This window comes from Streptomyces sp. 130, from assembly GCF_007096885.1.
Taxonomy (GTDB): domain Bacteria; phylum Actinomycetota; class Actinomycetes; order Streptomycetales; family Streptomycetaceae; genus Streptomyces.
The window spans coordinates 115886-131078 of sequence record NZ_VJNO01000008.1 but is presented as its reverse complement, the minus strand read 5'-3'; the positions used below and the strand labels follow the sequence as shown (position 1 = coordinate 131078).

Annotated in this window: 15 protein-coding genes; 9 read left to right on the top strand and 6 right to left on the bottom strand. The window is 72.7% G+C overall.

Annotated elements, in window-relative coordinates:
* Nucleotides 1-187: 187 nt before the first annotated feature.
* A complete protein-coding gene (locus FKN01_RS09915) occupies nucleotides 188-754 on the bottom strand; it encodes a Uma2 family endonuclease (RefSeq protein WP_143618632.1) in 567 nt (188 codons plus the stop codon).
* Nucleotides 755-926: 172 nt separating this feature from the next.
* On the opposite strand from FKN01_RS09915, the gene FKN01_RS09910 reads away from it, so the two are divergent.
* Nucleotides 927-2936 (top strand): thioredoxin domain-containing protein, encoded by a 2010-nt coding sequence (locus FKN01_RS09910; RefSeq protein WP_143618630.1) that lies wholly within the window; start codon nucleotides 927-929, stop codon nucleotides 2934-2936.
* 52 nt (nucleotides 2937-2988) lie between these two features.
* Here FKN01_RS09910 and FKN01_RS09905 read toward each other — a convergent pair whose 3' ends face one another.
* Nucleotides 2989-3684, bottom strand: a complete 696-nt coding sequence (locus FKN01_RS09905; protein ID WP_143618628.1) for a hemolysin III family protein — start codon at nucleotides 3682-3684, stop codon at nucleotides 2989-2991.
* A 228-nt stretch (nucleotides 3685-3912) separates the two neighbouring features.
* Between FKN01_RS09905 and FKN01_RS09900 the strand changes: the two genes are divergently transcribed.
* Nucleotides 3913-5739, top strand: a complete 1827-nt coding sequence (locus FKN01_RS09900) for a phosphoenolpyruvate carboxykinase (GTP) (protein WP_143618626.1) — start codon at nucleotides 3913-3915, stop codon at nucleotides 5737-5739.
* Nucleotides 5740-5913: 174 nt separating this feature from the next.
* Nucleotides 5914-6426: a hypothetical protein gene (locus FKN01_RS09895; RefSeq protein WP_143618624.1), complete on the top strand. Its 513-nt coding sequence runs from the start codon at nucleotides 5914-5916 to the stop codon at nucleotides 6424-6426.
* A 56-nt stretch (nucleotides 6427-6482) separates the two neighbouring features.
* On the opposite strand, the gene FKN01_RS09890 is transcribed toward FKN01_RS09895, so the two are convergent.
* The gene (locus FKN01_RS09890) at nucleotides 6483-6878 is read right to left on the bottom strand and encodes a hypothetical protein (protein ID WP_143618622.1); all 396 of its coding nucleotides are present in this window, start codon (nucleotides 6876-6878) and stop codon (nucleotides 6483-6485) included.
* A 93-nt stretch (nucleotides 6879-6971) separates the two neighbouring features.
* Nucleotides 6972-8183, bottom strand: a complete 1212-nt coding sequence (locus FKN01_RS09885; protein WP_143618620.1) for a pyridoxal phosphate-dependent aminotransferase — start codon at nucleotides 8181-8183, stop codon at nucleotides 6972-6974.
* Nucleotides 8184-8587: 404 nt separating this feature from the next.
* On the opposite strand from FKN01_RS09885, the gene FKN01_RS09880 reads away from it, so the two are divergent.
* The 6 genes from FKN01_RS09880 (at nucleotide 8588) to FKN01_RS09855 (ending at nucleotide 13124) form a co-directional block, all read left to right on the top strand.
* Complete coding sequence (locus FKN01_RS09880; protein WP_143618617.1) at nucleotides 8588-8929, top strand: hypothetical protein; 342 nt, start codon at nucleotides 8588-8590, stop codon at nucleotides 8927-8929.
* A 131-nt stretch (nucleotides 8930-9060) separates the two neighbouring features.
* Nucleotides 9061-9900: a CPBP family intramembrane glutamic endopeptidase gene (locus FKN01_RS09875; protein ID WP_143618615.1), complete on the top strand. Its 840-nt coding sequence runs from the start codon at nucleotides 9061-9063 to the stop codon at nucleotides 9898-9900.
* 35 nt (nucleotides 9901-9935) lie between these two features.
* Nucleotides 9936-11087: a sensor histidine kinase gene (locus tag FKN01_RS09870; RefSeq protein ID WP_143618806.1), complete on the top strand. Its 1152-nt coding sequence runs from the start codon at nucleotides 9936-9938 to the stop codon at nucleotides 11085-11087.
* Complete coding sequence (locus FKN01_RS09865; RefSeq protein WP_143618613.1) at nucleotides 11084-11743, top strand: response regulator transcription factor; 660 nt, start codon at nucleotides 11084-11086, stop codon at nucleotides 11741-11743. The genes FKN01_RS09870 and FKN01_RS09865 overlap by 4 nt, the downstream gene beginning before the upstream one ends.
* Nucleotides 11744-11869: 126 nt before the next feature.
* Entirely contained in the window at nucleotides 11870-12736 is an 867-nt protein-coding gene (locus tag FKN01_RS09860) for a serine protease (RefSeq protein WP_143618611.1), read from the top strand.
* Between the two features lie 184 nt (nucleotides 12737-12920).
* Nucleotides 12921-13124 carry a hypothetical protein gene (locus FKN01_RS09855; RefSeq protein ID WP_143618609.1) on the top strand — a complete coding sequence of 68 codons (204 nt, stop codon included), beginning with the start codon at nucleotides 12921-12923 and terminating at the stop codon, nucleotides 13122-13124.
* A gap of 15 nt (nucleotides 13125-13139) precedes the next feature.
* On the opposite strand, the gene FKN01_RS09850 is transcribed toward FKN01_RS09855, so the two are convergent.
* Both FKN01_RS09850 and FKN01_RS09845 read right to left on the bottom strand, forming a co-directional pair.
* Nucleotides 13140-14120, bottom strand: a complete 981-nt coding sequence (locus FKN01_RS09850) for a helix-turn-helix transcriptional regulator (protein ID WP_143618804.1) — start codon at nucleotides 14118-14120, stop codon at nucleotides 13140-13142.
* 153 nt (nucleotides 14121-14273) lie between these two features.
* On the bottom strand, nucleotides 14274-15137 hold the full coding sequence (locus tag FKN01_RS09845) for a DUF1206 domain-containing protein (protein WP_185992802.1): 864 nt from the start codon (nucleotides 15135-15137) through the stop codon (nucleotides 14274-14276).
* Between the last annotated feature and the right edge of the window lie 56 nt (nucleotides 15138-15193).

The window sequence follows — 15193 nt, the reverse complement described above, 5'->3', positions numbered from 1 at the left end:
CCATGCGGCTCGTCCCCGGCGAGAACGCACAGGTCGGCACCTGGTTGAAGCTGTCCGGCTTCCCTCCGGACCGCCTACGACGGGTCCGGGCCGAGCTGGGGGCCGATGCCCAGAGGTCCCCGGTTGCGGACATGTCTCAGCCCACAGAGCGTCGGAGGCGCCGAGGGCGGGGGCGGTTCCCCGTTGCTCACAGGGCCCCAAGACCGACCGTGACAGGGAATGGCGCGGTGGCCTTCACGGTGCCGGTGAACACCTCGCCGTCCCGGTAGGCCCTGGTGGCTGGGTCGAGGACGTAGGTGTAGACGATCGGAACGCCGGTGGCGGCCTGTTCGACCCGCCAGTAGAAGGGGATGCCGGCCTTGGCGTACTGGTCCACCTTCACGATCCGGTCCGTGGTCTCCGAGCCGGGCGACACGACCTCGACGACCAGGAGCACGTGCTCGGGGCGGGTGGGTGTGAGGTCGATGGTCTCCGCCCGGTAGACGATGACGTCAGGGCGGCGGTTGGTGAGGGGAACGTCCTGCAGGCGGACGTCGAAGTCGGTGTCGGCGTTCCAGTCCGGGCCCGCGGCGGCGTCCAGGGCGTTGGCCAGGATGCGGGCCAGCCGGTTGTGGCGCTTGGAGGCGCTCGGGCTCACGACGACCATCCCGTCCACGATCTCGATGCCGGCGCACTGCTCCTCGGACCAGGAGTCGTACTGTTCCGCGCTGATCTGCGTGTGCATCCACGCGGGCGCCACCATCTCGGCGCTCATGGTGTACCTCCTTCGAGGGGCATCGGCAGTCTTGGCGCTGCTGGGTTCAGGCTACTGACCGATGGCACCCAGGTGCCCGGCTCCGGCACCGCGCGTCTGTCTTGCCCGGCCGTTCGCACCCCGCCCCGTGGCGCGCGGCTCCCGTGGGGGAGGGTGCGCGAGGATGGGGGCCATGGCCAACCGACTTGCGCAGACCACCTCCCCGTACCTCCTCCAGCACGCGGACAACCCGGTCGACTGGTGGCCGTGGTCGCCCGAGGCGTTCGAGGAGGCCAGGCGCCGCGACGTACCCGTCCTGCTGAGTGTCGGGTACGCCAGTTGCCACTGGTGCCACGTCATGGCGCACGAATCCTTCGAGGATGACGACACCGCTGCGTACATGAACGAGCACTTCGTGTCCGTCAAGGTGGACCGCGAGGAGCGGCCCGATGTGGATGCGGTGTACATGGAGGCGGTGCAGGCGGCCACCGGGCAGGGTGGGTGGCCGATGACCGTGTTCCTCACCGCGGACGCCGAGCCGTTCTACTTCGGGACCTACTTCCCGCCCGAGGCGCGGCACGGGATGCCGTCCTTCCGGCAGGTGCTCGAAGGGGTCACCGCCGCCTGGACCGACCGGCGGGACGAGGTCGGGGAGGTGGCCGGGCGGATCGTGCGGGACCTGTCCGAGCGCAGCCTCGCCCATGGCGGGGACGGGCCGCCCGGGGAGGCGGAGCTCGCGCAGGCGCTGCTCGGGCTGACCCGGGACTACGACGAGAAGCGGGGCGGGTTCGGCGGGGCGCCCAAGTTCCCGCCGTCCATGGCGCTGGAGTTCCTGCTGCGCCACCACGCCCGGACCGGCGCTGACGGTGCCCTTCAGATGGCCGTCGACACCTGCGCGGCGATGGCCCGGGGCGGGATCTACGACCAGCTCGGCGGCGGGTTCGCCCGGTACGCCGTGGACCGGGAGTGGGTCGTCCCGCACTTCGAGAAGATGCTCTACGACAACGCGCTGCTCTGCCGCGTGTACGCGCACCTCTGGCGGTCCACCGGGTCCGGGCTCGCCCGGCGGGTGGCGCTGGAGACCGCCGACTTCATGGTGCGCGAGCTGCGGACGCCGGAGGGCGGGTTCGCCTCCGCGCTCGACGCCGACAGCGAGGACGCGCACGGCAGGCACGTCGAGGGCGCGTACTACGTGTGGACGCCGGAGCAGCTGCGCCAGGTGCTGGGCGAGGAGGACGCCGCGTTCGCCGCCGAGCACTTCGGGGTGACCGACGAGGGCACCTTCGAGGAGGGCTTCTCGGTGCTCCAGCTGGCCGGCGACCTCGACGACCCCCGCGCCGCCGGCGTGCGGGAGCGGCTGCTGGCCGCCCGGGAGCAGCGGCCGCGTCCGGGGCGCGACGACAAGATCGTCGCCGCCTGGAACGGGCTCGCGATCGCCGCGCTCGCCGAGGCGGGCGCCTTCTTCGACCGGCCCGACCTGGTCGAGCGGGCCACCGAGGCGGCCGACCTGCTGGTCCGGGTGCACATGGGGCCCGTCGCCCGGCTCGTACGGACGTCGAAGGACGGGCGCGCCGGTGACCACGCCGGGGTCCTGGAGGACTACGGGGACGTCGCGGAGGGCTTCCTCGCGCTGGCCGGAGTCACCGGCGAGGGCACCTGGCTGGAGTTCGCCGGTTTCCTGCTGGACATCGTGCTCCAGCACTTCCGGGGCGAGGGCGGCCAGCTGTACGACACGGCGGACGACGCCGAGCGGCTGATCCGGCGCCCCCAGGACCCCACCGACAGCGCGACCCCGGCCGGCTGGACGGCCGCCGCCGGGGCGCTCCTCTCGTACGCCGCGCACACCGGCTCCGAGCCGCACCGCACCGCCGCCGAGGAGGCGCTGGGCGTGGTGAGGGCGCTGGGCCCGCGCGCCCCGCGCTTCATCGGCTGGGGGCTCGCGGTGGCCGAGGCGCTGCTCGACGGGCCGCGCGAGGTGGCCGTCGCCGGCCCGGTCGGCGGGGAGCTGCACCGTACGGCCCTGCTCGGGCGGGCGCCCGGCGCGGTCGTCGCGGCGGGGGAGCCGGGCGGGGCGGAGTTCCCGCTGCTGGCCGGCCGGCCGATGGCGGACGGCGCGCCGACCGCGTACGTCTGCCGGCACTTCGTCTGTGACGCGCCGACGACGGACGCGGAGGCGCTGGCCCGCGCGCTCGGCGGGGTCTGATCGGGCGGCGGGGGCGCCCCGGGGCGCCCCCGTGGCGGTCCGGCGGCGCGGCTCAGCTGTGGGTGTACGCCACCAGCGAGATGCCGACGTAGTGGACCACGAACGCGGCCAGGGTCAGCGAGTGGAACACCTCGTGGAAGCCGAACCAGCGCGGTGACGGATTCGGCCGCTTGATGCCGTAGATCACGCCGCCCGCGCTGTAGAGCACGCCGCCGATGACCACCAGCACCAGCACCGCGACCCCGCCGGTCCGCATGAAGTCGGGCAGGAAGAAGACCGCCGCCCAGCCCATCGCGATGTAGCACGGTGTGTACAGCCAGCGCGGGGCGCCGACCCAGAAGACCCGGAACGCGATACCCGCCAGCGCCGCCGCCCACACCGCCCACAGGAGGGGCGTCCCGGTCGATTCGGGGAGCAGGAGCAGGGTGAGCGGGGTGTACGTCCCCGCGATGATCAGGAAGATGTTGGCGTGGTCGAGCCGGCGCAGTACGGCCTCGCCGCGCGGCCCCCACGTGCCCCGGTGGTAGAGCGCGCTCACCCCGAAGAGCAGACACGCCGTCAGAACATAGATCGCGCAGGCGACCCGGCCCCGGGGGCTGTCCGAGAGGGCGACGAGCACCAGGCCCGCTATGACCACGGCGGGGAACATCCCGGCGTGCAGCCAGCCGCGCATCCGCGGCTTCAGCGGGGCGTCGGCGAGCGTGACCGGGCGGGGACCGGCGGTGTCGGGCACGGCGGCAGCAGTCATTCCCGCATCGTACCTACGCCCCCGTAGGGACCGGATATGGGCGAGGACCGAGTGCTGATGCTCACATGGGCGGCCCTCTGGACATATGGGCGCGAGGGTCGGATGATCAAATGAGTGCGGTCGGCACCGGATGAGCGCCAAGGGGAATTCGAAGGGGTACACGCATCCGGGTCGCAGCCCCCACGGGGCACAGGCACCAACCGAATACACCCTCACCAAGGAGCGATCGTGGCGCGCGACTTCGCGGCTCCCCTCACTGTTCCCACCAACCACCAGGAGCTGATCTCCTGGGTGGACGAGATCGCAGCACTCACCGAGCCGGACCGGGTGGTCTGGTGCGACGGTTCCGAGGCCGAGTACGAGCGCCTGTGCGGGGAGCTCGTCGCCAAGGGCACGTTCACCAAGCTGGACGAGATCAAACGCCCGAACTCCTACTACGCGGCCTCCGACCCCAGCGACGTCGCCCGCGTCGAGACCCGTACGTTCATCTGCTCCGAGAAGGAGGAGGACGCCGGTCCGACGAACCACTGGAAGGACCCCGCCGAGATGCGGGAGATCTTCGTGGGGGAGCGGGGCGTCTTCCGCGGCTCGATGCGCGGCCGGACCATGTACGTGGTCCCGTTCTGCATGGGGCCGCTCGGGTCCCCGCTCTCCGCGATCGGCGTCGAGATCACCGACTCCGCGTACGTCGCCGTCTCGATGCGCACCATGACGCGGATGGGGCAGCCCGTGCTCGACGAGCTGGGCTCCGACGGCTTCTTCGTGAAGGCCGTCCACACCCTGGGCGCCCCGCTGGAAGAGGGCCAGGAGGACGTCCCCTGGCCCTGCAACGAGACCAAGTACATCTCGCACTTCCCGGAGGACCGCGAGATCTGGTCGTACGGCTCCGGCTACGGCGGCAACGCGCTGCTCGGCAAGAAGTGCTACGCGCTGCGCATCGCCTCCGTCATGGCCCGCGACGAGGGCTGGCTCGCGGAGCACATGCTGATCCTGAAGCTCACCCCGCCGCGCGGTGAGTCGAAGTACGTGGCCGCCGCGTTCCCGAGCGCCTGCGGCAAGACGAACCTCGCGATGCTGGAGCCCACGATCTCCGGCTGGACCGTGGAGACCATCGGCGACGACATCGCCTGGATGCGGTTCGGCGAGGACGGCCGGCTGTACGCGATCAACCCGGAGGCGGGCTTCTTCGGCGTCGCGCCCGGCACCGGCGAGCACACCAACGCCAACGCCATGAAGACGATGTGGGGCAACTCCGTCTTCACCAACGTCGCGCTCACCGACGACGGCGACGTCTGGTGGGAGGGCATGACCGAGGAGCCGCCCGCGCACCTCACGGACTGGAAGGGCAACGACTGGACCCCCGCGTCCGGGACGCCCGCCGCCCACCCCAACGCCCGCTTCACCGTGCCGGCCGGGCAGTGCCCGATCATCGCGCCCGAGTGGGAGGACCCGAAGGGCGTGCCGATCTCGGCCATCCTCTTCGGCGGCCGGCGCGCCTCCGCCGTCCCGCTGGTCACCGAGTCCTTCAACTGGCAGCACGGCGTCTTCCTCGGCGCCAACGTCGCCTCCGAGAAGACCGCCGCCGCCGAGGGCAAGGTCGGTGAGCTGCGCCGCGACCCGTTCGCCATGCTGCCGTTCTGCGGCTACAACATGGGCGACTACATGGGCCACTGGCTCAAGGTCGGCGCCGACAAGCCGGACCAGTCGAAGCTGCCGAAGATCTACTACGTGAACTGGTTCCGCAAGAACGACGCGGGCAAGTTCGTCTGGCCCGGGTTCGGTGAGAACAGCCGCGTCCTGAAGTGGATCGTCGAGCGCCTGGAGGGGAAGGCGGAGGGCGTCGAATCGCCGATCGGCATCCTTCCCGCGAAGGGCTCGATCGACACCGAGGGCCTGGATCTCTCCGAGGCCGACCTCGACTTCCTGCTGAAGGTCGACAAGGAGGTCTGGCGCGAGGAGGCGGCGCTGGTCCCCGAGCACCTCAACACCTTCGGCGACCACACGCCGAAGGAGCTGTGGGACGAGTACCGCGCGCTGGTCGAGCGCCTGGGCTGAGTCCTCGGGTACGCACGGCGACGGCCCCCGAAGCCGCTTCGGGGGCCGTCGGCCTGTCCGACCCGCCCTGTTCGTACTGGTGTTGTGACCCTACGGAGTTACGGGAGTGATGCGCGCGGCCGTACGGTTGCCCCGGTCGCGCCGCCGGTGCGCGGAGGCGGAGGGGGCGTCGGCATGCGGTATCCGCCGTACCCGGACACGTCGCAGGGCGGCCCGCCGCTCTTCCCCGGGCGCCGGACGGGCGGCGGGACGGTGGCCCTGATCACCGTGGGCGGGCTGGTCGGCGCGGCGGTGGTGGGCCTGCTCGGCACCCTGTTCGCGTACATCTGGGTGTCCGGCAGGGTCCACGAGAACCTGCGGTTCCCGGTCGAGGACGTCACCGTCACCTCCTGTGCCCGGGACGAGGTGACGGGCCGCCCGGTGGCGGGCGTACGGGTCACGAGCGAGGCGGCGCGGCCCGGGACGTACACCGTGCACGTGGTGTTCCGGGACCTGCGGGGCGGCGGGGGGCGTGGGGCGGACGCGGGGGAGGGCGGTGTGACCGTGGCCGATCTGGCGGTGGGCGCCACGGCGTCCCGGCGGGTCACCGGCCCTGTCCCGGTGTGGGGCGGCGCCGAGTGCGAGCTCGGTGACGTGACCTTCGAGTCCACGCGCACGGCCCGGGAGGCGACTTCGCGCGGCCGGTGAGGGGCCTGGGCGGCACCCGGTCCTCGCGCCCCGGGAGGTGCGCGGACCGGGGCCGTTCAGCGGGCGCCGACCGGGGTCCGCGCGTCGGCGGCGAGCGCCTCGGTGTGGGCGTCCATGCGCTCGGCCGAGAGGATCGCGACCGCCGTGTCGGCGCGGGACGCCGCCACCACCAGGGCCCGGCCCGCGAGGGCGTGGGCGCGGCGGTGGAGGGCGGTCGCGGGGGCGTCGCTCAGTCCGGCGTGGCGGACGGGCGGGGCACCGCGCAGCCTGGCCACCTGCCCGGCGATGCGGTCGCCCGCCTCGCCGAGACCCAGCTCGTCGGTGACCGCGAGCAGGGCGGCCAGGTGTCCGGCGAGCTGGATGTCCAGCTCCTCCTCGCGGGTGCGGTGCGGGAAGTCGCCGGCGTGGTCGGCCGGTGTGTGGACCGATTTGGTGCGGATCGGTTCGTACATGGATGGCCTCCTGGTGGTGCTGTGAGGGACCATCCTACCTTGGATTCAGTCTAAAGTTGTTTGTCTTCGAGAGAAGCTGGAGCGGCCGGAGGGCTACACCTGGCTGTAGCCGTCCAGGAAGTGGGCGATCCGGCCGATCGCATCCGTCAGGTCCTCCGTCGAGGGCAGCGTCACCACACGGAAGTGGTCGGGGTCCGGCCAGTTGAACCCGGTGCCCTGCACCACCATGATCTTCTCGGCCCGCAGCAGGTCCAGGACCATCTGACGGTCGTCCTTGATCTTGTAGACCTTGGGGTCGAGCCGGGGGAAGAGGTACAGTGCGCCCTTCGGCTTCACGCAGGTCACGCCCGGGATCTGCGTGAGGAGGTCGTACGCCGCGTCGCGCTGCTCCAGGATGCGTCCGCCGGGCAGCACCAGGTCGTTGATCGACTGCCGCCCGCCGAGCGCGGTGGCGACCGCGTGCTGCGAGGGCATGTTGGCGCACAGCCGCATGTTGGCCAGGATCGTCAGCCCCTCGATGTACGAGGAGGCGTGCGCCTTGGGGCCGCAGACGGCCATCCAGCCGGAGCGGTAGCCGGCCACCCGGTAGTTCTTGGACAGCCCGTTGAAGGTGAGGACCATCAGGTCGGGGGCGATCGTCGCGGTCGGGGTGTGCGTGGCGCCGTCGTACAGGATGCGGTCGTAGATCTCGTCCGAGCAGACGACCAGGTTGTGCCGGCGGGCGATCTCCGTCAGACCGCGCAGCATCTCGTCGTCGTAGACCGCGCCCGTCGGGTTGTTCGGGTTGATGATCACCATCGCCTTGGTGCGGTCGGTGATCTTCCGCTCGATGTCGGCGAGGTCGGGCATCCAGTCCGCCTGCTCGTCGCAGCGGTAGTGCACGGCCGTGCCGCCCGCCAGCGAGACCGAGGCCGTCCACAGCGGGTAGTCCGGGGCCGGGACCAGCACCTCGTCGCCGTCGTCGAGGAGAGCCTGCATCGACATCTGGATCAGCTCCGAGACGCCGTTGCCGAGGTAGACGTCCTCGACGTCCAGGTCGATGCCCTTGGTCTGGTAGTGCTGCATCACCGCCCGGCGGGCGGACAGCAGCCCCTTCGCGTCGCCGTAGCCGTGCGCCCCGGAGAGGTTGCGCAGGATGTCCTCGAGGATCTCGGGCGGGCACTCGAAGCCGAACGCGGCGGGGTTGCCGGTGTTCAGCTTGAGGATGCGATGCCCGGCCGCCTCCAGCCGCATCGCCTCCTCGAGCACGGGGCCGCGGATCTCATAGCAGACGTTGGCGAGCTTCGTGGACTGGATGACCTGCATGCCAGCGAGCTTACGACTGTGTCCCACGGGCCGCCCGGGCTTCGCCCGCCGGTTGGCCCGCCCGGGCGGGGGCGTACCTCCGCGCGGGCTTTCATCGCCATGCGCCGCCTCCCGCGAACCGTGGGAACGCCGGTCACGGCGGGCCCGGGGCTTGGAAAGGGGTGGCGCGGCGGTGTGACGGACCGGAACGGGTGACTTACGCCACGGAGTGGTGTGCGCAGGGGGTCGCGCGGGAAGCGTTCGCGCCCCGGCCGGCGTTCGCACCGGGCCGCCGTCGCGCGGTGCCGCGGTGGTGCGCCGGTCCGGGGGAGGAGCGGTCCCGGTCCGGCGGTTGCGCACCGCCCGTACCTCTGGAGTAGCTCAATCCCCGTGACCGCGAAGGCGCTTTCGGGGAGGGTCGGCACATGATCGGAAACGGGAAGCAGGACATGGCCGTGATCGTGGTGCGGGACGCGGACGCCGTGGCCGCCGCGCTGCGCGAGGAGCTGGGGCGGGCGTCGGACGCGGACCGCCCCGGCCTGGAGCGGGCCCTGGCCCTGGCCGAGGCGCGGAACGGGGTGCCGGACGCCGAGCTGCGCGGGCGCTGGGCCGGGCGGCGGATCAGGGCGGGCGGGTACGACGGCCCCCTCGACGCGGTGGCGGCCGTCAGGGCGCTGCGGCAGGCCGAGCCGGGGCTGAGCCTGCGGCAGGCCGTGCGGCTGTCGCGGGAGGCGGCGGCGGTGTCGGCGGCGGTGTCGAAACCGTAGCCCGGGCCGCGCTGTCCCCCGTGCGAGCTACGCGCAGGTGTCCACCCAGCGGTGACGCTTTCGGCGCCGGACGTCCATAGCGTTCAGGGGCAGCCGCGGCAGGTCGCCGCGGGCATGTCCGAGGGGGACCCATGAGAGTGGTCTGGCAACTTCTGGCCGTCGTGGCGGTCTGGGCGGTCGGCGGTCAGTGCGTCAACGCGGTGGACGGCAATCCGTGGCTCACGCTGGTGACCGGCCTGGTGACGTCGGTGCTCGCCGTCCTGCTCTACCGGTGGGTGGTGGGGCGCACCGAACGCCGCCCGGTCACCGAGCTGGCCCGGGAGGGTGCGCCGTCGGCCGTGGGGCGCGGTGCGCTGATCGGGCTGGTGCTGTTCACGGCGGTCATCGCGAACATCGCCCTGCTCGGGGACTACGAGGTGAACGGCCTGGGCTCGGTCACGGGAGCGGTCGGGTTCGTCGGTTTCATGGCCGCTGCCGCCGTCACGGAGGAAGTGGTGTTCCGGGGGGTGCTGTTCCGGCTCGTCGAGGAGCGCGCCGGCACCTGGATCGCGCTGACGTCGACCGGGTTGCTGTTCGGGCTGATGCACCTGGTCAACCCGGACGCGAACCTCTGGGGCGCGCTCGCCATCGCGATCGAGGCGGGCGGCATGCTCGGCGCCGCGTACGCCGCCACCCGCAGCCTGTGGCTGCCCATCGGCCTCCACTTCGCCTGGAACTTCGCCGCGGCGGGCATCTTCAGCTCGGAGGTCTCGGGCAACGGCGCCTCCCAGGGCCTCCTGGACTCCACGGCCACCGGCTCCACGCTGGTCACCGGCGGCGGCTTCGGGCCGGAGGCGAGTGTGTACTCCGTGATCTTCGGGACGCTCGTGACCCTCGCGTTCCTGTGGCTGGCCCGCCGGCGCGGCAATCTGGTGCCGCGTGGCGGACGGCGCCCCGCCCCGGCCCCGGCCGCCATTACAGTGCCCCGGTGATCAGTCTCCGCGAAGTCCCGGCCCGGTGGCGCAGGTTGGGCGCCGCCGTCCACCGGCCGGCGCGGTGGCAGCGGCTCGACACCACCGTCCGCGACCTGCCGTTCGGGCTGCTGCTCCTCGCCCTTTCGCTCATCCCGGCCTTCCACCGGCACGGGACGGAGCTCGGCGCCGTGGCGGAGCGTCCGTTCGACGCGCTGGCCGCGACGGCCGCCGCGCTGGAGAGCCTGTCGCTCGCCCTGCGGCGGCGGTGGCCGGTGCTCTGCCTGGCCCTGGTCTCGCTGGGCTTCGCCGTCGACCAGCTCGGCGGCTACCACCTGGTCGCCGGGACCGCGCTGCCCTTCGCGGTCCTGAGCACGGGGGCCCACCTGGAGCGCCCCCGGCGCCTGGTGGCGCTCGCCGCGACCGCCGCGTACGTGCCGCTGGCGCTCGCCCTGCACCGGTACGGCACCGAACCGGTGGACGAGTTCCTGACGTTCTACCTGGTGCTGGCCCTCGTGTGGGGCGTCGGAACGTGGCTGCGCGCCACCCGGGCCGCCGAGGCCGACCGCAGGCTCCGTGTCGCCGAGGAGAGCCGTACCGCCGAACGCACCCGCATCGCACGGGAGTTGCACGACGTCGTGACCCACCACGTGACGGCGATGATCGTCCAGGCCGAGGCGGCCCGCTATCTGACCGCCGCGCCCGACCGGCTCGACCACGCCCTGAGCAGCGTCACCGACACCGGGCGGCGGGCCGTCAACGACCTGCGCCACCTGCTCGACCTGCTCGACCCGGGCCACGGCGCCGGCGAGAGGGCGCCGTCCGCCGGCCGCATCCCGGTCCTGGTCGAGCAGGCGCGCCGGGCCGGGCAGAGCGTGGACTTCAGCGAGGAGGGCGCCCCCGCCGAGTCCACCGGGAGCGCCGAGCTGGTGGCCTACCGCGTGGTCCAGGAGGCGCTGACGAACGCCCTCAAGTACGCCCACGGCAGCCGGACCTCGGTGCTCGTGCGGCACGGCGGAAGGGAGATCACCGTGGAGGTCGGTACGGACGGCTCCGGGACGCGCACCGAGGTGCCGCCGGGCAGCGGGCGGGGGCTGGCCGGGCTGCGCGAGCGGGTCGGCGTCCTCGGCGGCGAGTTCCGCGCGGAGCCCGGTCCGGACGGCGGCTTCACCGTGCGGGCCCGCATACCCTCGGGGAGCGCCTCGTGACCGCGCCCGCCCGCGTCCTCGTCTGCGACGACCAGGTGCTCGTCCGCACCGGCCTCGCCACGATCATCGACGCCCAGCCGGACCTGGAGGTGGCGGGCGAGTGCGGGGACGGGCGGACCGCCGTCGAGATGGCCGGGCGGCTGCGCCCGGACGTCGTGGTGATGGACATCCGCATGCCCGAGCTCGACGGCATCGAGGCGACCCGGCTGCTGGCCGGGGCGGGCGTGGAGCGGCCCGCCAAGGTGCTCGTGGTGACCACCTTCAACCTGGACGAGTACGTGTACGAGGCGCTGCGCGCCGGGGCGAGCGGGTTCCTGCTCAAGGACGCCCCGCCCGCCCAGCTGCTGCACGGCATCCGGACCGTGCACACGGGCCAGGCGCTGATCGACCCGGAGGTGACGCGCCGGCTGGTCGGCCGCTACGCCGCCCGCATCCGACCCGCCGGGGACACCGCCTCGGACATCCCGCTGACCCCGCGCGAACTGGAGGTCCTGCGCCTCATCGCGGACGGCTTCTCCAACAGCGAGATCGCCGCCGCCCTCGTGATCAGCCAGGAGACCGTGAAGACGTTCGTCTCGCGCATCCTCGCCAAGCTCGGGCTCCGCGACCGGGTCCAGGCGGTCGTCTACGCCTACCGGCACGGCCTGGCGACCTGAGCGCGCGGCCGGAAACCGCCCCTTGTGCGCCCCCTCTCCATGCGCCAGCATGCGCATGTCAAACCGAAGGAACTTCGGTCGCAGAGGCCAGTCGCGCTCTGTTCAGTCGCAAGAGGGGACCCCCACATGAAAAAGCCTCTCGTCGGTGCGCTCTTCGCGGTGCTGCTCCTGGGAGCGGGCATCGCGCCCGCGACCGCGGCCACGAGCCACGGGGCGGCACCGGCCGCCCGGACCGCGTCCGAGAAGCCGGTACGCGCCAAGGCGGTGAACTTCGCCGGGACCGTGGCGCTCAGCAACTGCTCCGGCTCGGTCGTCCGCACACCCTCCTCGCAGCCGGGCGACCCCGCCCTCGTGCTGTCCAACGGGCACTGCCTGGAGACCGGCTTCCCGGCCCCCGGCGCGGTCGTCTTCAACCGCTCGTCCAGCCGCACCTTCACCCTGCTCAACGCCTCGGGCAGCGGCGTCGGCACGCTCCGGGCGAGCAAGATCGCGTACGGGACGATGACCGACACCGACATCTCGGTCTACCAGCTCACCTCCACGTACGCGCAGATCGAGAGCCGCTACGGCATCAAGGCGCTGGAGCTCAGCACCACGCATCCCGTCGCGGGCACCGCGATCACCGTCGCGTCCGGGTACTGGAAGCGCATGTACAGCTGCGCCGTGGACGGCTTCGTCTACCGCCTCAAGGAGGGGGACTGGACCTGGAAGGACTCGGTCCGCTACACCTCCGCCTGCCAGACCATCGGTGGCACCTCCGGCTCGCCGGTGATCGACGACGCCACCGGCAAGGTCGTCGCGGTCAACAACACCGGCAACGAGGACGGCGGGCGCTGCACGGACAACAACCCGTGCGAGGTCGACGAGAACGGCCAGGTGACGGTCCGCCAGGGCATCAACTACGCCCAGGAGACCTACGGCATCGCCGCGTGCGTCGGCACCGGCAACGTCTTCGACCTGAACCGCGCGGGGTGTGCGCTGCCCAAGCCGTGACCCGCGGCCGTGAGAAGGGGCGGGCGTGGCAGCATCCTGCACGGCGTCGGCAGGTGACTGCCCTTCCGCGCGCCGCCGCCCCGCCCCTTCCGCTGCCAGACTCTGCCGCGACGGACCGGGCGGTGCGACGCCCGGATCGAGTGACGGACGTCCGCGAGAGCCGGGGCGGGAAAGACGGGGGCACATGAGCATCAGGAGCACGCGTCGTACGGTGTTCGGCGGTCTGGCCGCCGCACTGCTGGCGGTGGTCGTCGCCGGGGCGGGCCAGCAGGCGTTCGCGCCCGCCGGGCCGGGGGCGAAGGGCACGCACCTCGGCGCTGTGGGGTACGACCCCCGGACCTGTGACGCGAAGTGCGTCGCCAACGGCTGGCAGAAGGACGGCCGGTAGCAGGAGCGTGCGGGGTCAGACCCAGCCGCGCTCACGGGCCAGCAGGGCCGCGTGGGCGCGGTTCTCCGCACCGAGCGTCTGGAACAGTTCCGAGACGTGCCGCCGGTAGGTGCGCAGCGAGATGCCCAGCTTCCGGGCCCCCGTCTCGTCCTTGGCGACCGTGCACATCGCCTCCAGGACCCGCAGTTGCAGCTCCGAGACGGCTTCCTCACCGGTCCGGTCCTGCCCGACGGCGGTCTCGAAGTCCTCCGCCGCGCTCCAGAGCCGTTCGAAGTTGTTGATGATCGTGGTGACGATGCCGCGTTCGCGGGAGCAGAGCGCGCCCTTGGCGGTGTCCGCCGGGTCGATCGGCACGAGCGCGGTGTGCCGGTCGTAGATCAGGATGAGCTCGTCCAGTGTGTCCAGGACCCTGATCCGTGCCCCCGCGGCGCTCAGCTCGCGCAGATAGGACAGCGTGGCCGGGTCGGTGAGCGCCGCGGCCCGGACCAGATTGCGGATGGCCACGCCCCGGCGCAGGCACCGCATGTCGAGCGGCCGGGCGTGCGCGATGTTCTCCGGTGTCAGCGCGTCGTAGGGCTCCGCCGACTGCACCTCGGAGCGGGCGAAGAAGGAGAGTTCGTCGAGCCGGGTGCGGATGTCCGCGATGTCGGTGAGGCGTTCCGTCGGCCCGTCCGCCGGGTCGGCCTCCTCGGCCGGGACCTCGTCGGCCAGTGAGTCGATGATCGGCTGGAGGTGGGACAGCGTGCGGATGCTGTCGTACAGCTCCTCCAGCCGCTGCTCGGCCAGCCTGCCCACGACGACCTCGGGGGCGCGGGCGGACACGGAGCCGCCGTCCTCCCTGAGCAGGCCCAGTTCCCGGAAGCGCCGCAGGGCGCTGTCCGTCTCCTCGGGCGCGCAGCGCAGCAGGATGTGCAGGTCGTCCGGTTCGGCGCCGGGATTGCGCAGCAGATGCCGGTAGACGTCCTCCTCGGCCGCTGTCAGCCCGAGTACCTGCATGGTGTGCGCCAACACGGCATGCCCCCTGCCCCGTGGTCAGCCGGCCCTCGCGGGCCGTTTGTCGAGGGAGTGTAGGGCGCATGCAAGGGATCGGTAAAGGATCTTCCGAGGGCCGTCATGCCGCCTTGCGCGGGGCGGCCCCCGGCTCGGGGCTCAGATCCTGCGCCACCGCGCGTTCGCCAGCGAGAACAGGCCGAAGGCGATCAGGCCCGCGGCGACGAGGCCCAGCAGCCACGGCCCGGCCGGGGTGGCGCTGAAGGAGCGGAGGGTGTCGTCCATGCCCTTGGCCTCGCCGGACCGCGCCTTCACCGCCGCCGACACCGCGAAACCTCCCGCGACCGCGAAGACGAGCCCGCGGCTGACACCGCCGGCGACCCCGGTGATGTCGACGGTCCGCCGCACGGCCGGTGACATGTCGCCCAGGCGCAGGTGCTTGTGGAACTTGCGCAGCGCCGCGCGGCCCGCGATCCACAGGCCCGCGCAGGCGATGCCCGCACCGGCCGCGCCGACCAGCCACCGGCCGCCCGGCATGTCCAGGGCCCGGGCCGTGACGTCCTGCGAGCGGGCGTCGCCGCTGCCGCTGCCGCTGCCCTTGTCGCCGGCGGCGAACATCAGCACCGAGTAGGCGACGAAGCCGTAGAACACCGCGCGTCCGCCGGAGGCCAGCCGTTTCGTCGCCTTGTGCCCGTCGGGGCCCGCCGCGCCGAACGCCGCCTCGGACAGCCGCCACAGGGCCATCCCCGCGAGCGCGATGCCCAGGACCCACAGCAGCACGTGCCCGAAGGGCTTCTGCGCGATCTCCGCGAGCGCCCCGCCCCGGTCCGCCTGCTTCCCGCCGCCGCCCTTGCCGTCGCTGTCGCCGCCGTTGAACGCGATGCGCAGCGCGAGGAAGCCGACCAGGAAGTAGATGGCCCCGCGTGCCGCGAACCCCGCGCGGCCGGCCGCCTCCACGGCTGTGCTGTCGCCCGCCCGCCGCGCCTTCAGGTGACTCTTCGAGGCTCTCGCAGAGATGTCCATGGGGGCCGGTTGCCCCGGCGGGGGCCTCGGAAACGAGGCGCGGCCCGCCGGGACCG

What these genes read in the sequence shown, in the direction of transcription:
- FKN01_RS09915 (WP_143618632.1), bottom strand. Translation starts at nt 754, where the DNA reads ATGAGCGCCGAGATGGTGGCGCCCGCGTGGATGCACACGCAGATCAGC.
- FKN01_RS09895 (WP_143618624.1), top strand. Translation starts at nt 5,914, where the DNA reads ATGCGGTATCCGCCGTACCCGGACACGTCGCAGGGCGGCCCGCCGCTC.
- FKN01_RS09905 (WP_143618628.1), bottom strand. Translation starts at nt 3,684, where the DNA reads ATGACTGCTGCCGCCGTGCCCGACACCGCCGGTCCCCGCCCGGTCACG.
- FKN01_RS09880 (WP_143618617.1), top strand. Translation starts at nt 8,588, where the DNA reads ATGATCGGAAACGGGAAGCAGGACATGGCCGTGATCGTGGTGCGGGAC.
- FKN01_RS09860 (WP_143618611.1), top strand. Translation starts at nt 11,870, where the DNA reads ATGAAAAAGCCTCTCGTCGGTGCGCTCTTCGCGGTGCTGCTCCTGGGA.
- FKN01_RS09890 (WP_143618622.1), bottom strand. Translation starts at nt 6,878, where the DNA reads ATGTACGAACCGATCCGCACCAAATCGGTCCACACACCGGCCGACCAC.
- FKN01_RS09885 (WP_143618620.1), bottom strand. Translation starts at nt 8,183, where the DNA reads ATGCAGGTCATCCAGTCCACGAAGCTCGCCAACGTCTGCTATGAGATC.
- FKN01_RS09845 (WP_185992802.1), bottom strand. Translation starts at nt 15,137, where the DNA reads ATGGACATCTCTGCGAGAGCCTCGAAGAGTCACCTGAAGGCGCGGCGG.
- FKN01_RS09855 (WP_143618609.1), top strand. Translation starts at nt 12,921, where the DNA reads ATGAGCATCAGGAGCACGCGTCGTACGGTGTTCGGCGGTCTGGCCGCC.
- FKN01_RS09850 (WP_143618804.1), bottom strand. Translation starts at nt 14,120, where the DNA reads ATGCAGGTACTCGGGCTGACAGCGGCCGAGGAGGACGTCTACCGGCAT.
- FKN01_RS09875 (WP_143618615.1), top strand. Translation starts at nt 9,061, where the DNA reads ATGAGAGTGGTCTGGCAACTTCTGGCCGTCGTGGCGGTCTGGGCGGTC.
- FKN01_RS09910 (WP_143618630.1), top strand. Translation starts at nt 927, where the DNA reads ATGGCCAACCGACTTGCGCAGACCACCTCCCCGTACCTCCTCCAGCAC.